The organism is Cupriavidus sp. a3, assembly GCF_051015765.1.
Classification (GTDB): Bacteria; Pseudomonadota; Gammaproteobacteria; order Burkholderiales; family Burkholderiaceae; genus Cupriavidus; species Cupriavidus oxalaticus_A.
In genome coordinates this window covers 1,756,405-1,782,156 of sequence record NZ_CP170643.1, presented here as the reverse complement: position 1 = coordinate 1,782,156, position 25,752 = coordinate 1,756,405, and the positions used below count along the sequence as shown (strand labels likewise).

Annotated in this window: 19 protein-coding genes; 7 read left to right on the top strand and 12 right to left on the bottom strand. The window is 62.0% G+C overall.

Annotated features, from left to right (window positions below; translation table 11 throughout):
* Positions 1–2: 2 nt before the first annotated feature.
* The 4 genes from ACAD63_RS08710 to ACAD63_RS08695 all read right to left on the bottom strand — a co-directional run bounded on the left by ACAD63_RS08710 (position 3) and on the right by ACAD63_RS08695 (position 4,761).
* The gene (locus ACAD63_RS08710; RefSeq protein ID WP_434033777.1) at positions 3–2,804 is read right to left on the bottom strand and encodes an MGH1-like glycoside hydrolase domain-containing protein; all 2,802 of its coding nucleotides are present in this window, start codon (positions 2,802–2,804) and stop codon (positions 3–5) included.
* Between the two features lie 133 nt (positions 2,805–2,937).
* Positions 2,938–3,360 (bottom strand): DoxX family protein, encoded by a 423-nt coding sequence (locus ACAD63_RS08705; RefSeq protein ID WP_133092774.1) that lies wholly within the window; start codon positions 3,358–3,360, stop codon positions 2,938–2,940.
* Between the two features lie 136 nt (positions 3,361–3,496).
* On the bottom strand, positions 3,497–4,294 hold the full coding sequence (locus ACAD63_RS08700) for an SLC13 family permease (RefSeq protein ID WP_434033776.1): 798 nt from the start codon (positions 4,292–4,294) through the stop codon (positions 3,497–3,499).
* A gap of 56 nt (positions 4,295–4,350) precedes the next feature.
* Positions 4,351–4,761, bottom strand: a complete 411-nt coding sequence (locus tag ACAD63_RS08695) for a hypothetical protein (protein ID WP_240746120.1) — start codon at positions 4,759–4,761, stop codon at positions 4,351–4,353.
* A gap of 434 nt (positions 4,762–5,195) precedes the next feature.
* On the opposite strand from ACAD63_RS08695, the gene ACAD63_RS08690 reads away from it, so the two are divergent.
* From ACAD63_RS08690 to ACAD63_RS08680, 3 genes are all read left to right on the top strand, one after another.
* Entirely contained in the window at positions 5,196–5,651 is a 456-nt protein-coding gene (locus ACAD63_RS08690; protein WP_240746042.1) for a glycogen/starch synthase, read from the top strand.
* Between the two features lie 1,096 nt (positions 5,652–6,747).
* The gene (locus ACAD63_RS08685) at positions 6,748–7,590 is read left to right on the top strand and encodes an AraC family transcriptional regulator (protein WP_346769565.1); all 843 of its coding nucleotides are present in this window, start codon (positions 6,748–6,750) and stop codon (positions 7,588–7,590) included.
* A gap of 171 nt (positions 7,591–7,761) precedes the next feature.
* Positions 7,762–8,505 carry a response regulator transcription factor gene (locus ACAD63_RS08680; RefSeq protein ID WP_434033971.1) on the top strand — a complete coding sequence of 248 codons (744 nt, stop codon included), beginning with the start codon at positions 7,762–7,764 and terminating at the stop codon, positions 8,503–8,505.
* A 63-nt stretch (positions 8,506–8,568) separates the two neighbouring features.
* Here ACAD63_RS08680 and ACAD63_RS08675 read toward each other — a convergent pair whose 3' ends face one another.
* The 7 genes from ACAD63_RS08675 to ACAD63_RS08645 all read right to left on the bottom strand — a co-directional run bounded on the left by ACAD63_RS08675 (position 8,569) and on the right by ACAD63_RS08645 (position 14,977).
* Positions 8,569–8,904, bottom strand: a complete 336-nt coding sequence (locus ACAD63_RS08675) for a response regulator (protein WP_240746040.1) — start codon at positions 8,902–8,904, stop codon at positions 8,569–8,571.
* 53 nt (positions 8,905–8,957) lie between these two features.
* On the bottom strand, positions 8,958–9,476 hold the full coding sequence (locus ACAD63_RS08670) for a DUF1275 family protein (RefSeq protein ID WP_434033775.1): 519 nt from the start codon (positions 9,474–9,476) through the stop codon (positions 8,958–8,960).
* A gap of 31 nt (positions 9,477–9,507) precedes the next feature.
* A complete protein-coding gene (locus ACAD63_RS08665; RefSeq protein WP_434033774.1) occupies positions 9,508–10,656 on the bottom strand; it encodes a porin in 1,149 nt (382 codons plus the stop codon).
* A 4-nt stretch (positions 10,657–10,660) separates the two neighbouring features.
* Complete coding sequence (locus ACAD63_RS08660; RefSeq protein ID WP_434033970.1) at positions 10,661–10,957, bottom strand: XapX domain-containing protein; 297 nt, start codon at positions 10,955–10,957, stop codon at positions 10,661–10,663.
* A 275-nt stretch (positions 10,958–11,232) separates the two neighbouring features.
* The gene (locus tag ACAD63_RS08655; protein ID WP_434033773.1) at positions 11,233–13,179 is read right to left on the bottom strand and encodes an amidohydrolase; all 1,947 of its coding nucleotides are present in this window, start codon (positions 13,177–13,179) and stop codon (positions 11,233–11,235) included.
* Positions 13,180–13,185: 6 nt separating this feature from the next.
* Positions 13,186–14,052, bottom strand: coding sequence for an alpha/beta fold hydrolase (locus ACAD63_RS08650; protein ID WP_133092987.1), 867 nt, complete (start codon positions 14,050–14,052; stop codon positions 13,186–13,188).
* Positions 14,053–14,290: 238 nt separating this feature from the next.
* On the bottom strand, positions 14,291–14,977 hold the full coding sequence (locus tag ACAD63_RS08645; RefSeq protein WP_135706939.1) for a hydrolase: 687 nt from the start codon (positions 14,975–14,977) through the stop codon (positions 14,291–14,293).
* A 736-nt stretch (positions 14,978–15,713) separates the two neighbouring features.
* Between ACAD63_RS08645 and ACAD63_RS08640 the strand changes: the two genes are divergently transcribed.
* The gene (locus ACAD63_RS08640) at positions 15,714–16,982 is read left to right on the top strand and encodes a patatin-like phospholipase family protein (RefSeq protein WP_133092769.1); all 1,269 of its coding nucleotides are present in this window, start codon (positions 15,714–15,716) and stop codon (positions 16,980–16,982) included.
* Between the two features lie 316 nt (positions 16,983–17,298).
* Here the strand turns inward: ACAD63_RS08640 and ACAD63_RS08635 are convergent, their stop codons facing one another.
* Positions 17,299–22,512, bottom strand: a complete 5,214-nt coding sequence (locus ACAD63_RS08635) for a trifunctional serine/threonine-protein kinase/ATP-binding protein/sensor histidine kinase (RefSeq protein WP_434033772.1) — start codon at positions 22,510–22,512, stop codon at positions 17,299–17,301.
* Between the two features lie 457 nt (positions 22,513–22,969).
* Between ACAD63_RS08635 and ACAD63_RS08630 the strand changes: the two genes are divergently transcribed.
* The 3 genes from ACAD63_RS08630 to ACAD63_RS08620 all read left to right on the top strand — a co-directional run bounded on the left by ACAD63_RS08630 (position 22,970) and on the right by ACAD63_RS08620 (position 25,752).
* Positions 22,970–23,929 (top strand): Bug family tripartite tricarboxylate transporter substrate binding protein, encoded by a 960-nt coding sequence (locus ACAD63_RS08630; RefSeq protein ID WP_240746037.1) that lies wholly within the window; start codon positions 22,970–22,972, stop codon positions 23,927–23,929.
* 399 nt (positions 23,930–24,328) lie between these two features.
* Complete coding sequence (locus ACAD63_RS08625) at positions 24,329–24,937, top strand: response regulator transcription factor (RefSeq protein ID WP_133092986.1); 609 nt, start codon at positions 24,329–24,331, stop codon at positions 24,935–24,937.
* A 539-nt stretch (positions 24,938–25,476) separates the two neighbouring features.
* Complete coding sequence (locus tag ACAD63_RS08620) at positions 25,477–25,752, top strand: ribbon-helix-helix protein, CopG family (protein ID WP_133092766.1); 276 nt, start codon at positions 25,477–25,479, stop codon at positions 25,750–25,752.

The following is a 25,752-nucleotide window of genomic DNA, read 5'->3' as shown; positions in this document are numbered from 1 at the left end:
CCTTAGGTTCCCATCTGGGGATCGATAGTGCTACCGGGCGTTGGGGGCTCCGATTCCTTGTGGGCGGCCCCCAGCGCTCGCAAGAGCGCTACCTGCGCGCCCGGCGTGAGCAGCATGCCTTTCGACAATACGCAATTTGCCTGGATGATGCGCGCGACGCAGCCGGTCCAGCCGGTCTGGTGGCTGGCGCCGATCCCGGCGCCGGTGTCGCCGTGGAAATATTCATAGAACAGCACCAGGTCGCGCCAGTGCGGGTCGTCGCGGAACTTGCGCGCTGCGCCATAGATGGGCCTGCCTTGGTCGCCATCGCGCAGGAAGAGCCGGCTCAGGCGTTCGCCCAGTTCCTTCGCCACGTCGAGCAGCGTCATCATCCGGCCAGACCCGGTCGGGCACTCAATCTTGAAGTCCTCGCCGAAGTAGGCATACAGGCGTATCAGCGACGTGTAGAGCAGGTAGTTGATCGGCATCCACACCGGCCCGCGCCAGTTGGAGTTGCCTCCGAACATGCCGGTGTTCGAATCGCCGGGCACATAGGCCACGCGATACTCCTGGCCTGCATGGCGGAAGACATAAGGATGCTCGAAATGGAAACGTGACAGCGCGCGAATGCCATGGGGGCTGAAGAATTCATTTTCGTCCAGCATGCGCGCCAGAATCCGGCGCAGCTTCTGCTCGCCGACGATTGCCAGCATGCGACGGTTGGCGACGCCGGGCCGTTGGGGCAGGTGCATGTTGGCGACTAGCTCGGGGTGACGCCCCAGGAACAGCCTGGCACGCTCTCGGAATTTCGGAAGCCTGGCGAGAATGTCTTCTTCGAACACGGCCACCGCGGCCAGCGGCAGCAGCCCGACGATAGAGCGCACCTTAAGGCGCGTTGCGCTGCCGTCGGGGAAACGCAGCACGTCGTAGAAGTAGCCATCCTCTTCGTCCCACATTTCGTCCTTCTGCTCGCCAACGCTATCCAGCGCGCCGGCAATGAATACCGTGTGCTGGAAGAACTTCTCAACATACTCCTCGTAGAGCGGTTCATGCAACGCAAGCTCGACCGCAATGCTCAGCATCTGCTGGCTAAAAAACACCATCCACGCCGTACCGTCCGCCTGATCCAGGTACCCGCCTGTGGGCAGTGGCGACGAGCGGTCAAACACGCCGATATTGTCGAGCCCAAGAAAGCCGCCCTCGAAGACATTGGCCCCCGTGCGGTCCTTGCGGTTGACCCACCAGGTGAAGTTGACCAGCAGTTTGGCAAAGGCGTACTTGAGGAAGTTGACGTCGCCCCGGCCACCGCGTCGCTCCTTGTCGAGGGTATAGAGCTGCATCGTCGCCCAGGCATGCACGGGCGGATTGACATCGCCGAAGTTCCATTCGTAAGCGGGAAGCTGGCCATTCGGATGCAGATAGTCGTTTCGGAGCATCAGGTCGAGCTGTTGCTTGGCGAAGTCGGGATCGACCATGCTCAGCGGAACTATGTGGAATGCCAGGTCCCACGCGGCGTACCAGGGATACTCCCATTTGTCCGGCATTGAGATGATGTCGTCGTTGAACATATGTGCCCACTCGCTATTTCGTACCTGTCTGCGCTCCACTCTTGGCAACCGTGAACCGGCGCCGTGCTCGTCGAGCCAGGCGCCAACGTCATAGTAGAAGTACTGCTTGGTCCAGAGCATGCCGGCGAGCGCCTGGCGCATGACGCTTACCCGGTCCGTGTCGCCGTGAATGGTGGGCGGCGTGATCGACGCGTAGAAGGCATCGGCTTCCTCCAGCCGGGCGGCGAACACCGTGTCGAAATCGCTGAAGGGCGCGGATGCCGCGCCTGGCGCCCGGGTCGTCAGCCGCAAGCGCACGATATGCGAAGCACCACCGCTAATGTTCAGCTGATAGTGAGGGGTTGCCTTGGTTCCCTGCTGCGCGGGATTCACCGCCGCGGCATCGCCGTGCACGATGAAGTTATGGATACCGTCCTTCACGTAGGGCGACGTGTTGGCCGTGCCGAACAGCCGGGTGTTGTTGCTCTCATTCTCGGTGAAGAGCAGCGGCACGTCAGCGTCGCAGTAGAGGTAATACTCGCCCAGCGATTCCTGAAACAACGTATCGCTGTGACGGGCGCGGACCGCCGCTGGCCCAGAGGAACTGACGCGCTCGATGATCGGCTTCGATCCGCCCCCGGGGTGTGACCATGTGTTGCGGAACCACAGTGTCGGCAACACGTGCAGCGGCGCCGCGTCCGGACCGCGGTTGAAAACGCTGATTCGCACCAGCACGTCCTCGGGCGCCGCCTTCGCGTATTCGACAAAGACGTCAAAGTACCGGTTTTCGTCGAACACGCCGGTGTCCAGCAACTCGTACTCGGCGTCTTGCTTGCCGCGGCGGCGGTTGGTCTCGACGAGATCGGTATATGGATAGGCGTTCTGCGGATACTTGTACAGATACTTCATGTACGAGTGCGTCGGCGTGGAATCGAGATAGAAATAGGCTTCTTTCACATCCTCGCCATGATTGCCCTCGCTGTTGGCCAAGCCGAAGGCGCGCTCCTTCAGGATTGGATCGCGCCCATTCCACAGGGCTAGCGCGAAGCACAACACCTGGTGGTCGTCGCTGATGCCACCGAGGCCGTCCTCGCCCCACCGGTACGCGCGCGATCGGGCCTGGTCATGGGTAAAGTAGTTCCAGGCGTCGCCGTTCTCGCTGTAGTCCTCGCGCACCGTTCCCCATTGCCGCTCGCTAAGGTAGGGCCCCCATTTTTTCCACGCCGCGCGGCCCGCCTGCGCAGCGTCAAGCCGGCCCTGCTCTGCATCGTTGCTCATGGCGCTCTCCTTCCAGCCGGCGAAGCCAGGCACGAGGCTCTGCCCCCCAGCCCTCGTACCCCGGGTTTCATTGCCTGCCGCCGTTCGTCCTGCTGTGTCCGGACCGTCGCAAGCTTCTATCGCCATGCATCTGCTACGGGACTCTTGCCTGGCTACGTGATGATTCAATGGCGAATACCACCAGCATCCCGCCCAGGATTGAGACATTCTTCAGGATATGATTAAGCTGATTCAGGAAGTCTGCGGGGTCGGCGCGCCAGAAGCCGTGGAAGATGATCGTGGTGGGTATCAGGAAGAGTGCAAGAAGAAGCGCTCCCCACCGAGCGTTCCAGCCTGAAATCAAGGTCAGTCCACCACCAATTTCAATCACGATGGTTAGCACGAGCAGCAAATCGGGGTTCGGTAGTGCGGCACTGGCAATCCACGCAGAATAGGCCGCAAAGCTGTCGATCTTGAGGAGTCCGGAAAACAGGAAGAGAGAGCCAAGAAGGGCGCGACCGACAGAGTACGTTCTTGAAACGATCGTGGACGCAATCGACATCGTGGTCATGGCCATGACATTTCTCCAAAATAAATCAGCACGCAACAGGGGTTGCATATCAGCCGGGCGTCCGCAATGCTGCTGCCAGCAATGAGCTGGACCATCATGAGCCCCGGCGTGCTTTCCCTTGCCGGAGCACTTCTTGCACTTCTTAAACCTGGCCAAGCAACTTCCACCAAAGCGGGCCGACGACCAGCCATACAACCATATAGATCAGGCTCATCAGGAAGCCAGCCCTCCACCATTGCCCCTGGGTGACGTAGCCAGCGCCGAACATGACCGGACCGGAGCCGATGCCGTATTGGGTCAGGCAACCATTGACGTTGCTCAGGACACCGAGGGAGACGGCTGCGTGGAAGGAACTTCCCACCTTGCCTTGCGATTGGGGGTCATCGGCATGGCTGCCGAGGACTTCCGCCATCGCTCGGGTAATCGGCAGCATTACTCCGCCGGCGCGGGCAGTGATGCTCGGCATAGCGGGCGAGATAAGGAGTTCGGTCAGAGCCAGTCCATATCCCAGTCCGATCGTTCGCTTACCCAACAGCCGCATGAACAGGAGTGCGATGCGGCGCCCCAGGCCGGTCTTGATCACGCCTCGGGAGATGAAGAAGGCGAGCATCACCAGCCAGACGAGGTCCGTGCCCGTGGATTTGGTGACGTCGGCGAAGGACACGACGCCAACCAGCACTCCCGCCGTGGCGCCGATAATGGCTACCGCCGACATCGGTAGAGGTGCAGTCATGATGCCGGCGATGGTGGCGACAAACACCGCGAACATGTGCCATGCCTTGGTCTCGAGGCCTGCCGGCGCCGGCAAGAACCAGAGGACGATGCCGATGGCCACCGGAACGCGAAATTTCCAGAGATGTCTGAGATGCCCTGTCGGTGTAGCCGGATTCGCCGCAGGTGAGCTTGCTTGCGGCGAACCCTTTGGGCGTGAGATAGCCATGATGAGCCTCCTGTGCCGCGGCGTTGTACTGGTTGTCCGGAGCGTGCGCCATGTCCCTACTGGTCGAGGAGTACGCTGTCCGTTGCTTCCTTGACAATGCGCGCGCTCCGCCGCAGGCCCTCGCGCTCGGTGGGGTTGAGTTCCGGATAGGCCAGTAACCGCGCGCCGCTGCCATTGACCACCATCGGCAGCGACAGACATACCTCTGGCACGCCTTCAACTTCTGCGTGCACGACACCGACCGTGAGGATGAGACAGGTGTCATGCACAACAGCCTGGCAAATTCGCCCGATCGCGCTGGCGATCCCATAGTGGGTAGCACCCTTGCCTTCCTTGATGAGCTTGGCGGCCTCGTGCACGGAGCGCTGGATCAGGTCACGGCTCGCGGGCCCCAGCTCTTCGAGCCTCTCTCCGAGCGAGCTTGAATCTATTGAAGCCCGCATGGACCCTGCCCTCTTGTTCCACATCAAACAATATTCCGAGCTATTCCGTGACGAATCGCAAGGGCCTCTTTTCGCGCTCGTGGCGCGAGGTGCGTGCCGATGCCAACGTCGCACGGCCCATGTGCACCGCACAATGTCGCTCAATTGAACTTCCGGTCGGTTGGCGGCGTCGACAAGGCGACTCGAAACGGTGCGGAGTGCCTGCCTGACGATATGCCAGACTCGCTTTGCCGCATGGATGGCGCAGGCCAATCAGGTATGCGCCGATCAGGGCTAACTATATTTATGGTTAGGGGCCGGCGCTGCCCGGTCGAGGAGGAGGGCAGCGCATACGTCGAACGCTCGACCAGTCGCGCATCCTGCGGACCGGAAACAATACCTTCCGGTTTGACGCCGATCAATTCCTCGGCAGTCACGGCGCAAAGAATAGAGAACAAGCAAAGTAGGGGGGAGCCGGTATGGACGAAATGGTCGATGCTGTGCCCGCGCCATGCGGCGGCGGCGAAAGCACCCTGCACTTGTTACTGGTGGCGTCGGAGATTGTTCCTCTCGCCAAGACAGGCGGCCTGGCAGACGTCTGCGGCGCGCTCCCGGCGGCAGTAGCCCGGCTTGGGATCGACGTGCGCCTGATAATGCCCGCTTATCCTGAAGCCTTGGCTTGTCTCGACGCACCGCGGCAGGCAGCCGATCTTGGGGAACTGCTGCCTGGGGCCACAGTCCGCCTGATCGCAGGTTCGATGCCGGATTCCGGCTTGCCGGTATGGCTGATCGACTGCCCGGCGCTCTATGACCGGACGGGGACGCCTTATCAGGACTCGAGCGGCTGCGAGTGGGGCGACAACGCGCAGCGCTTTGGCGTGCTCTGTCACGCAGCCGCGCGGGCGGCACTGGGACAGGCCGTACACGGAAGCTAATCACGCCGGCACCTTGCTGGCTCCGCTTTTTGGGTATCGGCGCTGGTGGGCGAAGGCTGTCGCACCCGCAGTCAGTTTCTGTTGCGAACGTCACTCCAAGGCCTTGCCATTGCGCAACAATGGTTCGCCTGCGACGGTTGCGACGGCACAACGGCGCGCTGTTCGCGACACCGACATGCCGAGTACCGTCAGCCAGCCCTGACATTGCCTGTCGTTGTGTACCTACGCGAGCAAGGGTGCGCCGGACAAATGGCGCGCCACCGCGCTGACACTACAATCAGCGCCTTCTGATAGGCGGCAGTCGGGTGCTCCTTCGATACTGGACGTACCAACATCCAGCTATCAAGGATAGGTATTTGCCATGGACCACTATTGCACGTTATGCGGGCGCCTCGGGCATGCTGCGGCGGGCTGCCCATGGGGTTCGTACATCCAATCCTGCAAGAATCTCTCAATGTTCGTCAGACCAGCCTGCAGTAGCGAGCCTCGGCAAGCTAACGCGCTGCTGCAAGATGATCTAACCGCGCGGCCGAAGCCCCGCGGATCACCTCGCCACCAGGCGGATTGACGTCCTTCAGTATTCGCCGGTGACTGCTGCTTGCATGACTACTCCAGCGCCTCGGCGCACTGGCAGTCCCGAGGCCCTGTGACACTTTCGCTTCGCTTCACCCAGGGCGTGTTCCAGATCTTGGTTGAAGATGACCGAGCGACCGGTATAGCGCGACAAATAGGGGAAGCCCGACGTAGACGCGTATGCAGGGTGCTCCGCGAAGGCGGCGGGAAGGCCAGCGTATTCGCCAAGGAATTGAAACTGGCCATGGGGCGGTGCGCTACGTCGAGAGCCATTGAAGCAGCAGCGTCCTGCTATATGGTTTGGCGGTGATAGGATGTTCACTAAGCAGTCGTTTGATTGCACGAAGGCGGGCGCTTTTCGAGCTGCCAGCGTCAATGGTATTTTTAGTAATTCAAGGTCGCCCAGTCGTGTTTGGCTTGGCGCGACGATCATAACTACCAGGCCATGCGACTCTCCACATCTACTCACGAATCTTCCGGGCCGGCCATTCAGCGCGACTCATTGGGGTGCTTGTCGGAGGCATTGCGATACGATCAAGCGCTTGCCGCCGGCGATCTTCATTTCTACCGCAAAAGTTCCGTGATTGAACGGGTGAGTCAGGTAGTGACCCCAGCGTCAGCACGAGGGTTCCTGGTTGGTGTCTCACTGATGGAAGGCCATCGTCGACGCATTTTTCATCCGAATCAGGCGAACATGCATGCATTCGAGGCAGGTTCCATCTATCTGCGGAACTTCCAGGATGACTACAAGGCGGATATGTACGGGACGTTCGATTTCATTCTCATCGAACTGCCGCGCCCCTTCATGGAGCGTACGGCGCTTGAACTCGGCTGTCCTGCAGGCATTGAACTTCGACATGCCGCGGCGCGGGAGGACGACGTGCTGGCCCATCTCGCCCAGGCGCTCTTACCTGCGCTCGCGCGGCCGCACGGTGCCAGCAGGTTGTTTATCGATCAACTCGGGCACGCGATTGGCACCTATCTGGTCGAGCACTATGGAGGTGTCAACCCTGGCCGCCTTCGCTCCACTGGTCGACTTTCGCCGCGCATACTCGCGCGGGCGCAAGAGTTCCTCGCAGCGCGACTGGACGACGGAAATGTGTCCATTGCGGAGGTCGCTGATGCGTGTCAATTGTCCCGAAGTCATTTTTCCCGGGCATTTCGGCAAAGTACTGGAAAAACACCACACGAATGGTTGCTGGAGCGTCGCCTCGAGCGGGCTGCGGCACTGCTGCGCGCCACGGACCTGTCGATAGCCGGGATTGCTGCATCGTGCGGATTTGCGGACCAGAGCCATCTAACACGTAGCTTCTCCAGGAAACTTGGTCTGTCGCCGGGTGACTGGCGGAGTGGTCGGCAGGACTAGGTCCGTCCAGTTGCCAGCGCTTGCCAGCCGCTATCTCGCCTGGGCTGAGCACAATAAGACAATAGAGAGCACACGCGTTCAAGCCAAAGGGCTGGTGTAGCACTACATTGCTGTCGGCTGCGTCGTATCTCCCCGCATGGAGCCTGCGGGCGATTCGCGCTTCTGATGTTGATGCCAAGTGGAGGCCCTACCGTGATTGCTGTACAACCGACGCGCGCTGAATCAGCGCCGCAGGACGAGGCGGTGGTCCTTGTTGTTGATGATGACTCGCAGGTGCGGAACGCGCTCGGTAGTCTATTCCGTTCAGTCGGGATTGAAGTCGTGCTGCTCGGCTCCGCCGCCGAGCTCTTTGCATTCGGATTCCCGGATGCTCCTTGCTGCCTGGTTCTCGATGTGCGGCTGAAGGGGCAAAGTGGCTTGGATGTGCAAGCCCGGATGGCAGAGCTTGGTATTCATGTTCCTATCATCTTCATGACCGGCCACGGGGACATTCCGATGACGGTTGCCGCGATGAAGGCGGGAGCAGAGCACTTTCTTTCCAAGCCGCTCCGTGAACAGGAACTCCTCGATGCCGTCACGACGGCAATTCAAAAGGAAAGCTTGCGACTCGAGCGCGTGCGTCGATTGGCTGCAGTGCGCGACCGCTACTGTTCCCTGACGCCACGTGAGTGTGAGGTGATGGCGCATGCCGCATCAGGCTTGACAAACAAGGAAATTGCCGTCGCCATGTGCATCAGCGTGGTGACGGTCAAAGTTCATCGATGCCAGGCAATGCGAAAGATGAGGGCTCGGAGTTTCGCCGATCTGGTGCTACTTGCGCAAACTCTCGGGCTCGTGTTCCTTCCCTCTGAGACTGACGGGCAGCCCGCCGTCCGGCTGCGGTCTCAAGACCTTAGAAGCGCGACCATGGCGTAGGGGAGACCTTATGCAGAGGGCGAAGGTGATGTAAGGCGGTCTCATCGACCCCCCACGACATACTCATGGAGAAGGAGAACCCGTTTTGCGGGGACGTAATGCCTTTTCAAGGCATTGGATCATGTCCGTGTCTTGAAATGGCTTGTAAAGAACACACGTCGCACCCATTGCGGTGGCACGCTGAGCGAATCCCTCATGCGCAAACGCAGTCATGAAGATGACGGGCATATCGAGATTGCGTGCCCGCAGTTCCTCTATCAGAGCGAAGCCGTCCATGCCGGGCATTTTCGCGTCGGTGATCACGCAGGACAGGCAACGCAGCGAAGCGCACCGCAGTAGCTCTTGGCCGCCACCGAACAATTGCACGCCAAAATCTAGGGAACGCAGCAGCCGCCCCATGGCATTTCGGACGGCGACATCGTCGTCAACTATTGCAATCGTGGGGCGAGCTATCACACCGCTTCCTCGTATAGGCGTTGAGCGCCGGCAATGCTCTGCTGAAGGAGCCAAGGTCTGACAAAGACGTCCTGGACCGTGAGTTCTGAATACCCATGGCCACTACGGCGAGCATGCCGGCGCCGACCGCCGCCGGCGTACCCGGATCGGATATGGGAGAGGCGTGGAGTCCGGCAATGATGAAAAGAACCAGCGCTGCGGCTTCGGCGAATAGCAACAGCGAGGGTGCCGATTGTTTGTCCCGCACGATGCGCGATTCGGTCAGTCTGGCGGCCGCTACCGCCAGGGGCAAAGGTCGGCAGCGCAAGCAGTTTGGCGAGCAGGCCCGTCGAATTACCGGCGATGTCGACGCCGATCAGCACGAAGTTTCCTGTCACGTGTGCCGTAAACAGGCCGAATAGCGAAATGAACCCGACCACGTCTACATAGCCTGTGACGAAGGCCAGGATGCAGCCGAACGGCGGTCCCGAAAGATCAGCGCGGCGGCCCGTGTCGGGAAGCTGTGCGGGTGTCAATGCGGTCTCCACGAAGATTGGTCGCTGACGGTCAGAAGCTGTGCCGCATCGCAATGGCGAACGTCTGCGGGTCGGCGCCAGCCTTGATGCCGATGTTGTTGATGGCGAAGTCATAGCTCGCGTTACTGCGGTTGTTGATGCGGCTGTAGTAAGCGTATAGCGCGGTTCGTTTGGAAAGGGGATAGTCATAGCCGACGGTTACCTGAAATGCGCCGGTCTCCGAACCACTGCGGACGGATCCAATCGTTTCCGTAGCCGTGCCGGTGCCATTGCCGACAAAGGCGAAGCCGGCGCGTATGCTACCGGTGCCAAGCTGCTGTATCAGCGAGACATAGTAGCCATTGCGCGTAAGGTCTCCCGTGGCGGTACGATAGTGCAGGCGTTCATACAGGGCACTGATGCGCGTCGACGGGAACTGGTAGGAAATTCCAGCTTTCATTGCGTCGTCGTCGCGTCCGCTGGTCTGATAGTGCTGGTGGATTTCATAGGCAAGCGTCAGGTTCAGGTTGCCCCGGTCATAGGCGGTGGCAAAGGAATACAGCGCGGGATTGCGCGGCACCGTTGTCTTTTCTTCCGGCAGTCCCCAGGCGATGGCGCCGCGCAAGCCGTGCCACGACGGCGACTGGTAGTGCAACGAGTTTTTCTGCCGCCGATCAAACGAACTGGTGTTCTGGACATTGTTGCTGGTAGACGCAGCGCCATTGCCTATCAGCGCCATGTAACCTGCAGTGGTGGGGTAATACGGGTCGTAGCTCTTGGTTGCACTTGTGTATGGTGTGTCCCAGTTGCCCACGAAGAGGGTGCCATACGGGCTCTGAAGGCCGAGCCGGGTATCTCGCGCGGCGATTTGCCCCGTGCCGTTATCAATCGCCAGGGCGCTTTCGATTTGCCAGATCGCCTTGATGCCATTCGCCAACTGTTCCTCGCCCCGCATGCCGAACACGGAGCGGTTATTCGTGAGGCGCGCCGTATTGCCCAACATGGTGCCGTCGGTTGCGGTGGTCACGGTCGCATACTCGATTGCCGTGTTCAGGCGGCCATAGATCGCGACGTTGTTGTCCGCCACGGCAGGTGCCGCGGCCGCGGACAAAGACGCAGCCAGGGCGAAGTGAATGCGCCGGGGCGAGATTGCGTTAGTACGGCCAGTAAGTGCATCGGGTTGGTTTCGGAAACTACTCATGCCGTTACTGGTTCCCTTCCTTGCTACGCGCGGGGAGGGATGCCGACGTTTCAACGTTCGTGTCCGCATTGGGCGGCGGTGTACCCGTAATCTTCGGGACGCATTCGCCGCGGAACCATGCAATGGTGACTGGCTCGCCCGCCAGCATGCGCTTGAACGGCGGCACCACCTGCTCGCCAATCAGCATGCCCAGCAGCCCGATCAAAGCAATCGCGGGCGGCGCAGGTGAGCGGACCTGCATCAATGCATAGATGGTGCCGACCAGGATGCCGGCGCCAAGGGAGATGAGATAGAGTTTCATATGAGACAAGGTTGGAGAGGAGAAAATCGTTGCGACGTTACGCCGGCGGCAAGCCCAGGCCGAGCAGGTGTCGCACGTGGGGCGGCTCAGCGCCTGGCGCCACGCCAGCAGCATCAGCGTGCCGCTGACCATGGCCAGGCCAATCTGGATCACGATCAGGAAGCGGCGCCGGTCGAGGATGTCGGAGGGCGCCAGCGGAGAAGACGAGGGATGCATGGCGGGTCCCCGGTTTCAATACGGTGCGGGGTGGCAAGATGCGATTGCGGCCGGGAACGTCAGAACGCCCAGCACGAGCAGCCCAGCGCCCCCCAGAAGCTGCTTTCGTCCGACGTCGGCACGCTCGATGTCCAGGCCTTGGCGTGAGCATGACCATGCACGCCGCACGAGCTGGCGCAGCCGCAGGCGGTGTTCATCGCGAGCTGCTTTGCCTTGGCCGTCGGGCGGGGCTGGTACTGGCTGCCATGACGGGCCGGAGACCAGTCCGGCATCGCCGGCGGAATCTCCGGCGAGTGCTTGCCGAATTCGTTGTCGCCATAGACCACCTTGCCGCCCAGCACCGTCATCACGGACGTGATGTCCTGGATGTCGTCGCCTGGCACGGCGAAGTAGTCGGCCGACAACACGGCCAGGTCAGCCAGCTGGCCCACCTTGATCTGGCCCTTCTTGCCCACTTCGGATGAGAACCACGTGTTGGCCTCGGTCCACAGGCGCAGCGCGGTCTCGCGGTCGAGCAGGTTGGCCTGTGGATACATCGACATGCCGCCGACGGTCTTGCCCGTGGTCAGCCAGTACAGCGAGACCCACGGGTTGTACGAGGCCACGCGGGTGGCGTCGGCACCGGCGCCGACCTTCACGCCTTTTTCCAGCATCTTCTTGACCGGCGGCGTGGCTTCGGCAGCGCGAGCGCCGTAGCGCTCGACAAAGTACTCGCCCTGATAGGCCATGCGGTGCTGCACCGCGATGCCGCCACCGAGCGCGGCGATGCGGTCGATATTGCGGTCGGAAATCGTCTCGGCGTGGTCGAAGAACCAGTTCAGGCCGTTGAACGGGATGTCTTTGGCTACCTTCTCATAGACATCCAGCGCGCGCGAGATGGTTTGGTCATAGGTGGCATGCAGCCGCCACGGCCAGCGCTTCTCTGCCAGCAGTCGGATAACCGGCTCCAGATCGGCTTCCATCGACGGCGCCATGTCGGGGCGCTCGACACGGAAGTCCTCGAAGTCGGCTGCCGTGTAGACCAGCATTTCGCCGGCGCCATTGTGGCGGTAGAGGTCGTCGCCCTGGCCGGGCTTGACGGTCGATGTCCAGGTCTTGAAGTCGCTAAGCTCTTCCTTGGGCCTCTGCGTGAACAGGTTGTAGGCGAGGCGCACGGTCAGGTGGCCTTCCTTGTGCAGTTCCTCAATGACGTTGTAGTCCTCGGGGTAGTTCTGGTAGCCGCCGCCGGCGTCGATCACGCCGGTCACGCCCAGGCGGTTCACCTCGCGCATGAAGTGGCGCGTCGAGTTCTTCTGGTACTCAGGCGGCAGCTTCGGGCCCTTGGCCAGCGTGGCGTAGAGAATGGTCGCATTGGGCTTGGCCAGCAGCAGCCCGGTGGGATTGCCGCGGGCGTCGCGCACGATCTCGCCACCCGGCGGATTCGGCGTGTCCTTGGTGTACCCGACCGCGCGCAGTGCGGCGCCGTTCAGGATGGCGCGGTCATAGAGGTGCAGGATGAACACCGGGGTATCGGGCGCCACGGCATTCAGTTCCTCGATGGTGGGCAAGCGTTTTTCCACGAACTGGTGTTCTGTGAAACCGCCCACCACGCGCACCCATTGCGGCGCGGGCGTGCGCGCCACCTGCTCCTTCAGCATGCGCATCGCATCGGCCAGCGAACGCACGCCGTCCCAGCGCAGCTCCATGTTGTAGTTCAGGCCGCCGCGGATAATGTGCATGTGGCTGTCAATCAGCCCGGGAATGGCCCGCCGGCCGTTCAGGTCGATCACCCTGGTTTGCGTTCCCGCCAGCTTCATGATGTCCTGGCGCGTACCCACCCCGACGAAGCGGCCGTCCTGGATGGCCACGGCGTCGGCCTGCGGATTGGCACGGTCGAGCGTGGCGAACTTGCCGTTGACGAGAATGAGGTCGGGAGTCGGGTTCGGTGACATGGCGAATAGTTCCGACGAGGCTGCCGCACCGAGGGCGGCAGCCGAGGCGATGAAGTGCCGACGGGTAATGGACATCTCGGCTTATGCGTTCAGGAAGGCCAGCAGGTCGGCATTGACCTGGTCGGCGTTGGTCACGCACATGCCGTGCGATGCACCCGGATATACCTTGAGCGTGGCGTTCTTGACGATCTTGGCCGACAGTCGGGCCGAATTGTCGATGGGCACGATCTGGTCGTCGTCACCATGCAGGATCAGCGTCGGCACGGTGATCTTCTTCAGGTCTCCGGTGTAATCCACTTCCGAGAATTCCTTGATGCAGGCGTACTGGCCCAGGAGGCCGCCGGTCATGCCTTGTGCCCAGAACGCATCGATGGTGCCTTGCGAAACCTTGGCGCCGGGCCGGTTGAAGCCGAAGAACGGCGTGGTCAGGTCCCTGTAGAACTGCGAGCGGTTTTCCGCCACGCCCTTGCGGATGCCGTCGAACACTTCCATCGGCAGGCCGTTCGGATTGGCCGCGGTCTTGAGCATGATAGGCGGCACCGCGCCAATCAGCACCGCCTTGGCGACGCGCTTCGTCCCATGACGGCCGATGTAGTGCGCCACTTCACCGCCGCCGGTGGAGTGGCCGACCAGCGTTGCGCCCTTGATGTCGAGGGCGTCCAGCAGCGCGGCCAGGTCGTCGGCGTAGGTGTCCATGTTGTTGCCCTGCGCGGGCTGGTCCGAACGGCCATGGCCGCGCCGGTCATGGGCGATCACCCGGAATCCCTTCTGGACCAGAAAGAGCATCTGGGCGTCCCAGGCGTCGGCATTGAGCGGCCAGCCGTGCGAGAACACCACCGGGCTGCCCGTGCCCCAGTCCTTGTAGAAGATGCGGGTGCCGTCTTTGGTCGTGACGTAGTGGCCCTGCTTCGTGGCGCTGCCGCTGGCCGGCGCGGCTTCCGCGGCCATTGGCGTCAGTGCGGCAAGCGACGCTACCGATGCGGCCGCGGCGCCAACAGTGCTGCCTACCAGCAGTTGCCGCCGCGATGCATCGATGTTGTGGCTTCGTTCCTCGGAGTGTTCTATTTGCATGATTAGGGTTAGCCCAAAGTTGGCTGGAATCCTGGATGAATGAGATCGCTGGTTGCATCGGCCAATGCACGCAAACGTGTGTAGGCCGATGACTATCGTGTTCTTGACCGGCTGGTTAGCGTGCGGGCACCGGGGCGATGGATTCGTGTCCCGTGGCCGTGCGCTGGGCGGCCTTATGGACCATCGTGTAGGCGTAGTCGACGCCCATGCCGTAGGCACCGGAATGCTCCTTGACCAGCTTCATCACGGCGTCATAAGTATCACGGTGGGCCCAGTCACGCTGCCATTCCAGCAGCACTTGCTGCCAGGTCACCGGCACAGCGCCGGCCTGCACCATACGCTGCATCGCGTAGTCGTGCGCATCCTTGCTGGTGCCGCCCGAAGCATCAGCCACCATGTAGATCTCATAGTTGCCTTCCAGCATGGCGCACAGCGCGAAGGTGGTGTTGCAGACCTCGGTCCACAGGCCGGCCACGATCACCTTGTTGCGGCCGTTGGCCTTGAGCGCGTCGCGCACCTTCTGGTCGTCCCACGAGTTCATCGAGGTACGCTCCAGCGTCTTCTGGTCCGGGAACACGTCGAGCAGTTCCGGATAGGTGAAACCGGAGAACGACTCGCTCTCGACGGTGGTGATCGTCGTCGGGATACTGAAGATCTTGGCCGCCTTGGCCAGGCCGACGACATTGTTCTTCATCGCCTGGCGGTCCATCGACTGGACGCCGAACGCCATTTGCGGTTGGTGGTCGATGATGATCAGCTGGCTGTTCTGCGGGGTGAGGACTTCAAGCTTGGGATTGGACATTGTGTTGCTCCTGTTGGGGGCGAGAGTAGGGCTGCCACGGCACCAGCCGCCGCGACAGAGCCGCGTCGGGGCGGCCAGGCATAAGGGCCGCGACTGGCGTTTGTATCCGGATCGCAACCCGAGGCAAGAATAGTCGGCGCTGTCGGCCGTGGCCATTGGCAGATCGTATTAGTCGTCCGCTGCCTAGGTTTCATCGCGGCGCTGCCACGCCGTGCTATTGCAAGCAGGGCTGGCTTCACCGGCCCTTGCGGCGTGGGGAGACAGGGGCTGCGTGCGACTTCTGATCTGCGGTCGCCTGCAAACTGACCGACTGGAGCTGGCTCCGAGAGCCACGCCGAACTAACACCATGGTATAAGTGTTCAGGATCCCGGCAATGTGATGAAATGTTTTGCGGGATCATGCCAGTTTGGCGTGAGTGGGGACCTACGCGGCCACTTGCCTTCTGCTCGATGTCCGGCTGCCGCGGGCAGAGTGGACTGGACCTGCGGGCCGCCACCACGCCGAGCACGTACCTGAGCTAGTCCAATGTGGAAGTTTCGACATGACCACCCTCTTGGCCGCAAGAGCAGCCTGCCTTGGCGAATGGGTGGGGCGGGAAGAGAGCGACACGCCTGCGGCACGGCCTACCGCACTCTGATGCTGCTTCTACTGGTGGGACTCAGTGCCTGCGGGTCGCTTCCTCACAATGCTCCGCGCAATCTGCCTCAGGCCGCGGCTGGCAGCGCAACCGCGGCCATGCGCGAACCCACCGACGTCGCCGGCCAGACAACCGTCGCCATGTCGTTCTCCGGCGGTGGCACGCGAGCCGCAGCCTTCGCCTTCGGCGCGCTGCAGGGGCTCGACGCCATGAGAGGTCCTGGGGGCGCGTCCTTGCTCGACAATGTCGCATTCATTAGCAGCGTGTCCGGAGGCTCCATCACCGCTGCGTACTACGGCCTGCACGGCAAGGCCAGCCTGGCGACCTTTCGATCAGTGCTCTTGAAGGACGGAGAGGCGGGACTTCGCTTCAGTCTCCTGAATCCGGTCAACCTTGCGCGCCTCTTCGCGGGGGGCCTCAACGATCGGGAAGATCTCCGGACATGGCTCGACGAAGACGTGTTCAAGGGCGCGACGTACGCAGACATGTTCCGCCGCGGCAAGCCAATCGTCTGGATCAACGCCACCAATGTCTACTACCGGGTCGCGTTCCCGTTCAGCCAGTTGGCATTCGATGCGCTATGCAGTGATCTCGCGAGCTTTCCCGTTTCCGAGGCCGTCGCCGCGTCCATGGCGGTCCCGCTCTTCTTCGCACCGATCGTCCTTCATAAATATCCCGAGGCTTGTAGTGCACCGCTGCCGAACCTTGACCACGCCCAGAGGCCTGGGCAATCGCTGCTGCTGGGCGCGTTGGCAACCGCCGTTCGCGGTCACCGGGACACGTCGAAGGGAAAGTACATCAAGCTGGTCGACGGCGGGGTGACCGACAACTACGGCTTGGCCACCATTTTGCAAACGCGCCTGCTGCTGGGCACGGCTTACGGTCCCATGAGCGAGAACGACGCGGTCAATGTGCGGCGGCTGCTTTTCATCGTTGTTGACGCCGGCCAGGGCCCGCGCGGCGATTGGAACCGAAGCCAGGGTGGCCCATCCGGAATCGAAGTCGCAAGCGCGGCCATCGACGCGGCGATGGCGACCAACGTCCGAATGAGCTATGACGCCTTCGTTCCCATGATGCAGCAGTGGCGCGACGACCTCGTGGCGTATCGGTGTGGCATGCCACATTCTCGGCAGCAGGAGATCGCTGCATACCGCCCAGGGTGGCGGTGCAACGAAGTCGAATTCTTCGTCACGCGGATCTCGTTTGAAGCCCTTGACAAGGAGCGTGCCACAAGTCTGAACGATATACCGACCAGACTTCGTCTGCCCGAGGTGGACGTCGATCGCCTGATCGAGGCGGGGAGGGATGCCATTCTTGGCAACCCGGTGATCCGCGAGTTCGAGCGCGAATCCACTGCGGTGCGATAGTCACGCAGTCCCGCGGCCCGCGGCCCGCGGCGCTCTAGCGGAGGCACGATCCGCACGGCCGATCTCGACTCCAAGGCGCCTGGGGTTGAGCGGGCCTAGCGAATTGAGTCATCAGGGTCCCGGCGAACTTGGCTTGCGTGCCGGCCCGATGGCACCGGATGGCCAGGGGACGAAACCCCGCTAGCGTGGTAGCCCGCTGCAGTGAGGGCTTGATGAAGCCCTTCTGCGCGTCAAGGCCGCCTCACACGCCTTGATGCAAGAGGCGAAGTCTGAAAGGTTCAAAGCGAGTGGCCGGATTGGCATTTCTTTAGGAAGACTAAACTCCGCAACTCTCTTCGGGCGCAGTTTTGGCGGCCTTTAAAACGAACCCGAATACCGCGCCCCTCGGCCGGTTCGGCCAGGCGTGCAGGCGCCCGCCATGCGCCTCGAGGATCGAGCGACAGATCGACAGGCCCATGCCCAAACCTTCGGCTTTGGTCGTGTAGAAGGGCTGGAAAACCTGCTCCGTATCGCCAGGCAGGCCGACACCGACGTCGTGGACCGTGACCACTACCTCACGCGCCGGACTGACCGCGGTGCGTACAATGAGCTCGCGTGAATGCTCGAGGATCTCGCACATTGCCTCAACGGCATTGATCACGAGGTTCAGCAACACTTGCTGGAGCTGGATCTTATCGGCATACACCAGCGGCAGCGAAGGCAGGAGTTCGGTTTTCAGGATGACTTGGGTGCGCTCCAGTTCGCCGGCAAAGAGCGGCAGCGTCTCGGCGATCATCTCGTTGAGATTGATCCGCTGCGCTTGAGGCCCGGTCTTGCGCAGCATCGAACGCATGCCCGCAATAACGCTGCCAGCACGTTCCCCTTGTTCGACAATGGCACCCAACGCTGCGACCGCCTGCCCGACGTCCGGTTGCTTGCGATCGAGCCACCGTAGCGCGGCGCGCGCCTCGATGGTCAATGCCGCAATGGGCTGGCTCACCTCATGGGCGATTGACGCTGTCAACGCATTAAGTGTCATGACACGGCTTGCGTGAGCCAACTCCGCCTGCGCCTGGCGCAGGGATTCATCTGCGCGTCGGCGATGCTCGGAAAGCCGGCTGTTCTCAATGGCACTGGCCGCCTGGAACGCCAGCAGCTTGATCACTTCGATCCGTGCCGGAACGAACACGCCTGGCGCAAGTGCGTTTTCAAGATAAAGCACTCCGGCCAGCCGGCCTTGATTTAGCAGCGGCAGGCACAGCATAGAACGTGCCCGGCGTTGGCTAACAAAAGGGTCAGCGGAAAAGGCTCCGTTGGCGCAGCCATCGTTTATGACGACGTGTTCGCGGGAATCCAGCACGTGCTCGATCATCGCCATCGGCATATCGGCCGCGTCGAGCGGGCGCACCGACAATGTCACCATGACCGTTTCATCACGAACGGCAGCCTCGGCTTGCACGCGATGTTCAGCGCCTTCGGGCAAGATGAGCAGCCCGCGCGTCGCGCCGGCCTGCTCGATCGCTGTCCGGATCAGCGTCGCCAGCAGCCGCTCCAACCCGGTCTCGCCTGAAATCGCCTCCGAGATCGCGATGACCGTGGCCAGGTCCAGATGCTGGAGCGGCGCGCCAATCGTGCCCATCGACGACGTTGAGGCAAGGGCGGCTCCCGCTTCGGCTGCCAGAGCGGGATACTGCATGTCGAGCTGCCAGACCTTGGCGTCTGCACCCCAACGCATGTAGCCGTGACGCGCCTGACGCAAGTACACCATCGCCACGTTATCAAGTTGACGATCCAGATAAAAGCGCGCCGCCAGCTCGTTTGCCAGGGCCTGCATGTGGATGAGGTCGCTCTCGCGTGCCAGGGCGATAGCCGACTCGTACCCGCGCATCGCGTCGATGTCGCGTCGTTCGAGCCGCGCGATCTCCGCCTGGACCAGCGTGGCCCGGTGCGCAAACGTCGCCGGACAGCGTCGTGCCCATTGTGCCAACTGCCAATGGTGCCCGGCCAGGGCGGGAAGGTGCGCTGCCAGTTCGCCTTCGACGGCCGGATTGCAGCACGCCGCGCGTGCCAGCGCGGCGTAAAAATGGTATTCGGCCTGCTCGAAATAGGCTGGCGAGGTCCACAGAAGCGGATGCGCCTGAGCTGCCGCATCCAACGCCTCTGCGGCGGCACCAGCCAGGTAGCGTGCCTGAAGCTTGCGTATCCAGTACCAGCATGACACCAGAAGCAGGCCCACGTCGCCGCGCAACCGGGCTTCGAACGAGGTTTCGCTGAAATCCTTGGCGTCGAAGCGGCCGAAGACCGGCGTCAATCCGCGCAGCGTACGTACGAGCTGGCGCTGGGGCGCAAGGCGGTCTGCTACCAGCGTGAATCGCGGCCCCCATGCGAACACGCTGCCCGAGTCGGCCTCGCGCTGAACACTGCCGAGCGGATCGCCGATTGCCAGCGCATGCGTCATCAGGTTGCTACGGATGTACGCGGCATAGGTGAGGTCGCCGATTTGCTGTGTCAACTCCAATGCCTGATGTAGCAGGCCGCGCGCGACCCGCAGCGGCTTGGACCAATGCAGAAGATTCCCACCGACGACTTGATAAACGCGTGCACGTATCCGATCAATGCCCCGCCGTTCCGCAACGTCTATCGACAGACGCTCGAATGCGCCGCCGGCCGGCTCATCGGTTGACGCGGCCATACGCAGCATTGCCACCCATGCATAGGCCAGAGCAGATTCGTCGCTGTTGCCATGCGACACGCTCAGGTTGACCATGCGCAGCAGCACAAGCCTGCGCAAATGCTCGTCGGTGTACCAGGCCGGCTGCACGAGGGCAATCAGCACGCGCATCGTGGCGAGCGCGCCAGCATCCGTCATCGGGGGCAGCGAGGCCAGTTCGGCGATCTCGCGGCCGCCGAGTTGACGGGCAAACAGCGCCTCCTCGTGCGCCAACGCCGTTGCATTGGGATGCGATGCCCATTCGACCCCTGCACGCTGCAGGTAAGCAAGGCCTACCGTGACCGCTTCAGCACGGCGCCCGCCGGTCATCAGCAAGCCAAGCTGGAGCTGCGTCAGCACTGCCAGCGCGGTGATCGACGAGGTGCGCGCGGCCAGTGCCTCCAATCGATGCTCGGCGCGTGCCGAGTCCCCGGTGAGAAACTCGCATTCGGCCATGTGCAGTGTCAATGCGAAGGCAAGGGGCTCTTGCCGGGAAAAGCCGTGATCGCCCAGCAGTGCAAGCCCGATCGACAGATAGCGCAGCGCCGCGGTGTTGGCGCATGCGGACTTGGCACGCAGGGCAGCGGCCAGGTTTAGTTCCGCGAGCCTGTCGCGCTCTCCCTGTGCCTCGATGTTGCCGGTCGCGCGGTTCAACTGTCCGACGATGGTAAAGATGCTCGCGTCAACCTCGTCGGATGGCGTGCGCTCCAGCAGCAGTCGGCCAACACGTAAATGGAACGCCTGCCGCGTCGGCTCGGCGATGCGCGAATAGGCCGCTTCGAGGATGCGATCGTGGGAGAAGCGCAGCACGTTCTCCCTGCACGAAACCAGCCCCGCCCGCACGGCCTCCCGGACCGCGGGCTCTAGTTCATCGGTGTCGCCGGTCCAACCGCGCGCCAAGGTGTCGACTGTGGTGTCGTTGCCAAGGCAGGCGAGCAGGGCCAGTGCGGATTGGGTGCTGGCCGCCAGCCGGTCGATCCGTCCAACCATCAGCGATACCACGTTGTCGGTCAGCGCCTTGGCTGCGATCTGGCCGAGATCCCAGGTCCAGCGTGCCGAGCCGTGGTCGAAGTGCAGCAGCCCCTCGTCGGATAGTTCACTGATGAACTGCGTGGCGAAAAACGCGTTGCCGGCCGTCTTCTCCATCACCAGTCGCGCGAGCGCGGCAGCCGTTTCGGTATCGCAATGGAGCGCGTCGGCGACGAGCTGCCGCAGGTTAGATTCGTCGAGGCAGCCCAGCTCGATCTGGGTCACTGCGGCACCATCCGCGCGTAGCGCATCGACGCATTGCATCACGCCCTGGCCGTCCCCGACCTCGTGACTGCGATAGGCGCAGACCACTAGCAGGTCTGCTGTGCCCGGCTCAGTGAGCATCTGGTGCAGCAGCGTGACGCTTTCGTCGTCGAGCCACTGGATGTCGTCGAGGCACAGCGTCAGCGGTCGCGCGGTGCTCGCAAGGGCGGCCACGAGGTTGCGCAGCGCGAGCTGCACTTGGGGCCCCGTTTCGCGCGAGGGCGTGTCGCGCATCCACGGTACCGGACCAAGCAGCGTCTGCAGTTCTGGCAGCAATGGCGCAAGCGCACCGGCGTTCGGCCCCAGCGCCTCCGCGATGACAGTGCGCCAGGGTGCCATGTCGGCCGCGTGATCTGCCAGTCCGATCCGCAACAGGCCGCTGACTGCTCGGGCGAGCGCTGCATAGGGCAGCCGTATGCCCGCATCGACAGGCGCGTCGATCGCTACGTCACCCGGCGCATCGGAATTGCCGGCGGCATGGATCCCGCCGCGCCCGGCAACCGCGCGACCAAACATCCGCATCAGCGACGTCTTGCCTACGCCAGAATGGCCGGAGACCGTCACCATCTCGCTGCGTCCCGTGCATGCCACGCGCTCGTAAGCTGCCAGCAGCGTCGCCATGGCTTGCTCGCGGCCATAGAGGCGGTCGGGTATTTCCCAGGCGCCCGAGAGGTCGCGTTGCCCCAGCGCGAACGCTGCAATCTGCCCATGCGCCAACAATGCCCGGCGGCAGTGCTGCAGGTCCCGCACCAGCCCTGCGGCTGTCTGATAACGCTCCTCTGGAGCTTTCGACAGGAGCTTCATGACAAGCGCCGACAGCATCGCAGGCACGGCCGGGTTGCGCTCTGCCGGCGGGCACGGCTTGCGCGCCAGGTGTGCATGGACCCAGTCCAGCGGGTCGCTGGCGACGAAGGGCAGCACACCAGTAAGCAGCTGGTAGAAGATCACGCCTAGTGCGTACAGGTCGCTTCGCGCGTCGATGGCGCGATTCATCCGGCCTGTCTGTTCTGGCGACATATAGGCCAGCGTGCCGGAGATCTCACTAATTTCCGCACGCGGTTGGGCGCTACGCTGCACTCGCGACGCGATGCCGAAGCCCAGCAACCACACCTGGCGCCGGTCCGGAGCCACAAGGACATGGGCAGGCTTCAAATCCTTGTGGACCAGGCCGCGCTGATGGAGATGACTGACCGCCTTGGTCACGGCCACGGCAATGTCGAGAAACGTCGCCGGGTCAATCGGCCCACCCACCAGGTGGGCGAGTGGCTCGCCTCCCGGATCGTCCAGCAGAAGCACTGCCGCATCGCGCTCGCACAACAGACTTGACGGGCGGGCGGCCCAAGTTGCATCGAGGTCGTCACGAAGCGCATATTCGTGAGCAAGCCGGTCAAGCGCGGCCGGCGTGCAATGCTTGTCGGCAGGCCAGACACCGAGCACGGGCACCTTGCGACCATCGTCCTGCATCAGCCAGCCGCGGCCAAACAGCCGGTCGCCTGCCTCCCATGTGGAATCAAAGCCTGAGCGTACGCCCGCCTGCGGGAAAAACATGGAAAGCACCGTTATCGGGAACAAATGTGCAAAAAAACGGCTTGCTTGCAGGCGCAGCCGGGAGGCTACATCTTATCAAATCGCCCCCGTCAACACATAGTCGATGGTTGTTGATGACTGATTGGGCAGCCTTCGGCGGGCCGTGCGGTAAGTACTTAAATACGTCTACTGGTCCAACGCCCTGAAAACCTGGCAGGCTTTTGCTGTCACGAAGCCGACTGGCAAAGGCAGGGTGTAGCAAGTCGACTTCTCCGCGTATGATCCGACCGCTAGAATCATCTCGCAAAATTGCTTAGCTCTTTTGATTGTGCAAACACTCGCGGAAATTATGCGACTCGAAGCCCTCGCGATCGTAGAACGCACCTCCACATGGACGATGGAGCGAGCCAGGACGAAGCGTGCGCCCATTGTGCGAAGCGCGACTGTGCTTGGCGCATGGCTGTTGCTGGGAGGAACGATGACTTCCGTTCAGCCAGCGTGGGCAGCTTACCCGGATCAACCAGTCACCATCGTCGTACCTTATCCTCCGGGGGGGCCGGCGGATCTTTTGGCGCGCCCACTCAGCGACGGCCTGCAAAAGGCCCTGGGAGCGCCTGTGGTGCTTCAATACAAGCCCGGTGCAGGCGGACAGATCGCCTTGCGGCACATACAGCGCGCTAAGAACGATGGCTATACGCTGGTGCTCGCCCTCGCTGCCTACGCGATCGGGCCACTCGTGAGTAAGTCGGCGGGCTATGATCCCGTCAGCGACTTCCAACCAGTCTCTCTCATAGCAAAGCAACCGTTGGTTCTCTATGTGGGAGCCACTTCCAGAATCACGTCTGTATCCGACCTTGTCGTCCGGGCGAGGTCCCATCCGGTTACCGTGGCATCGTCTGGATACGGAAATACGAGCCATCTCGCCATAGAGTTGCTCTCGCAATCTGCCTCGATTCGCGTGACACATGTTCCGTACCACGGCGGCGTCCAGGCGGTCATGGCAGCGATCAGCGGTGATGTGGACGCAGTCTTCGCTGGCGCCGATAGCCTCAGACACATCAAGTCCGGGAAGTTACGGGCACTGGCGGTTGCGAACGACGCGCGTCTATCGATAGCGCCCGAGACACCCACCTTTGCCGAGGCCGGCTTGCCAAACATGTTGGTCACCGGCTGGTATGGCGTTCTGGCCCCCAAGGGGACCGCGAAGGAGAGAATCGAGAAACTTGATCTAGCGGTGAAGCAGGTCCTTTCCGAGTTGTCGAAGAGCGAGGTACTCTCGGGTTACGGTTTCAAAGTCGTGCACGCGGGCCCCTCAGATTTCCAGGTGTTTATTCAACAGGAGCTTGCGCGTTGGAGCAGGCTGGTCGCTGACCGCAATCTCGTTGCGGACGAGGTAGAGGGTGGAAATGCCGGCGTCGCGGGCAATGTTCGACGGTAAAAGAAGTTCCCGCCAACGGCGGACCAAGGAATACCGTTTCCTTCGGTTCACGCTGAACCGACACCTAGCCGCGCGGCCCTGTCGACTATGACAAAGCCCGTTGTTCTGGACGGGATGCGCCTATCGGCCGATCACCGTTCGATGACCAGCATGAGTGACCGCTGAAGTTTTGAGTGCGGCCGTTGCCATCGCCGCGACCCGAATGACGGCAGTGGGTTGCGGATTCGAACTAACCCCATGGTATAAGTAGCCGACGACCCCATAGCGTGATGTAACAAAATGTTTTGCGAAGCCCATGGCTCAGGCTGAAGGCTCGCGCACCCGCACCGATGGGTGCACTGGAGATAGACCGTGACAATCAACAGCTTCATAGCAGCGGACAGCGCGAGTGATGAAGCGATGGTGTTAATCGTTGATGACGACGCAGCGCTTCGCGGCGCGTTGGAGAATCTCTTCCGATCCGTCGGCATGCGTGTCGCACTGTTCGCATCCGCTGCCGAACTTCTCGCGTTTGCGTTTCCGGATGCGCCTACCTGCCTGTTGCTTGATGTCAGGCTGCGCGGGCAGAGCGGCCTGGACCTGCAGACCCGGTTGTCGCAAATAGGCATCCCGGTCCCGATCATTTTTATGACCGGATACGGCGACATCCCCATGACCGTGGCTGCCATGAAGGCTGGCGCGGAGGATTTCCTGGCGAAGCCATTCCGCGAACAGGACCTGCTCGATGCCGTGACGGCAGCCTTGGAAAAGGATGAACAGCGCCGCCGTGGCATGCGCAAGCTTGATGAATTGCGAGCCAACTATCAGGGCCTCACACCACGTGAGGCCGAGGTCATGTGTCTGGTTGTTGCCGGTCGGCTGAACAAGCAAATCGCTGGCGAGCTTGGTATCAGCGAGATCACCGTGAAGATTCATCGCGGCCAGGCCATGCGCAAGATGAAGGCGCACACGTTTGCCGAGCTTGTGTTGATGGCGCAGCGACTGGGAATATGCGAGCCGCCGCTTTAAGTTCCTGCTGCCTTTCCCCGGTGTCGGGGAGAGGCATTCAGTCCTGAGGCGGCAGGGTGAACTGAAACACGGCCCCGCAAGGCTGATTGGGACTGGACCACAACCGTGGCAGAAAATAAACTTGTCACCGAGGTATCCGGCTGGAACTCATGTCGAATAAAGGTGGCGGAAAATGAATTGACATTTTTATCGACACTCTAAAAATAATTAATCAGTCAATTCGCATTAGTCCGAACTACAGACACGCGATCTCGCAGTATGGCCTGCCGTCGCGTGGACCGAGCTGAGCAGTCGAGGTACCGCAGGCGCTTTCTCCCAACTGCTCGACCGCTATCCGAAGCTCGGTGCAGACCCCAATCGGTTGGGTCTACGAAATGTTTACAACTTGTCGCATGCTGCGGTCGGCAAGCCTGTGCGCATTCTGCTGACGCCGGCGCCACGCGGGAGAGCGCGGCTCGACTGCGAAGTCCTTTGGATTCGCATGGCCATCATCTATGATGTGAATCATGTAATCATCGTATTGCCATCTTGAGGCTCCCATGGAGCAAAAGACCGCTCGGCTTACGCTGCTCATCGATCCCAACAAGAAGGCTGCCTTCGAGCGCCTTTGCGCACAGCAGGATCTGACCGCCTCGCAGGTGATACGGCGTTTTATCCGCGACTACCTCGCCCAGCATGGCGTCGATTACGTCCTCAGCGGCGTGGACACGGATAAAGCGGAAGCCATGGGCAAAGAGAAGTCACCGGTTGGCGCGCCGTCGCGGCGCGTTGCGAAACCTCCTGCCAAGCGCCGTGCGGCCCGCCGCGGAGCCTGA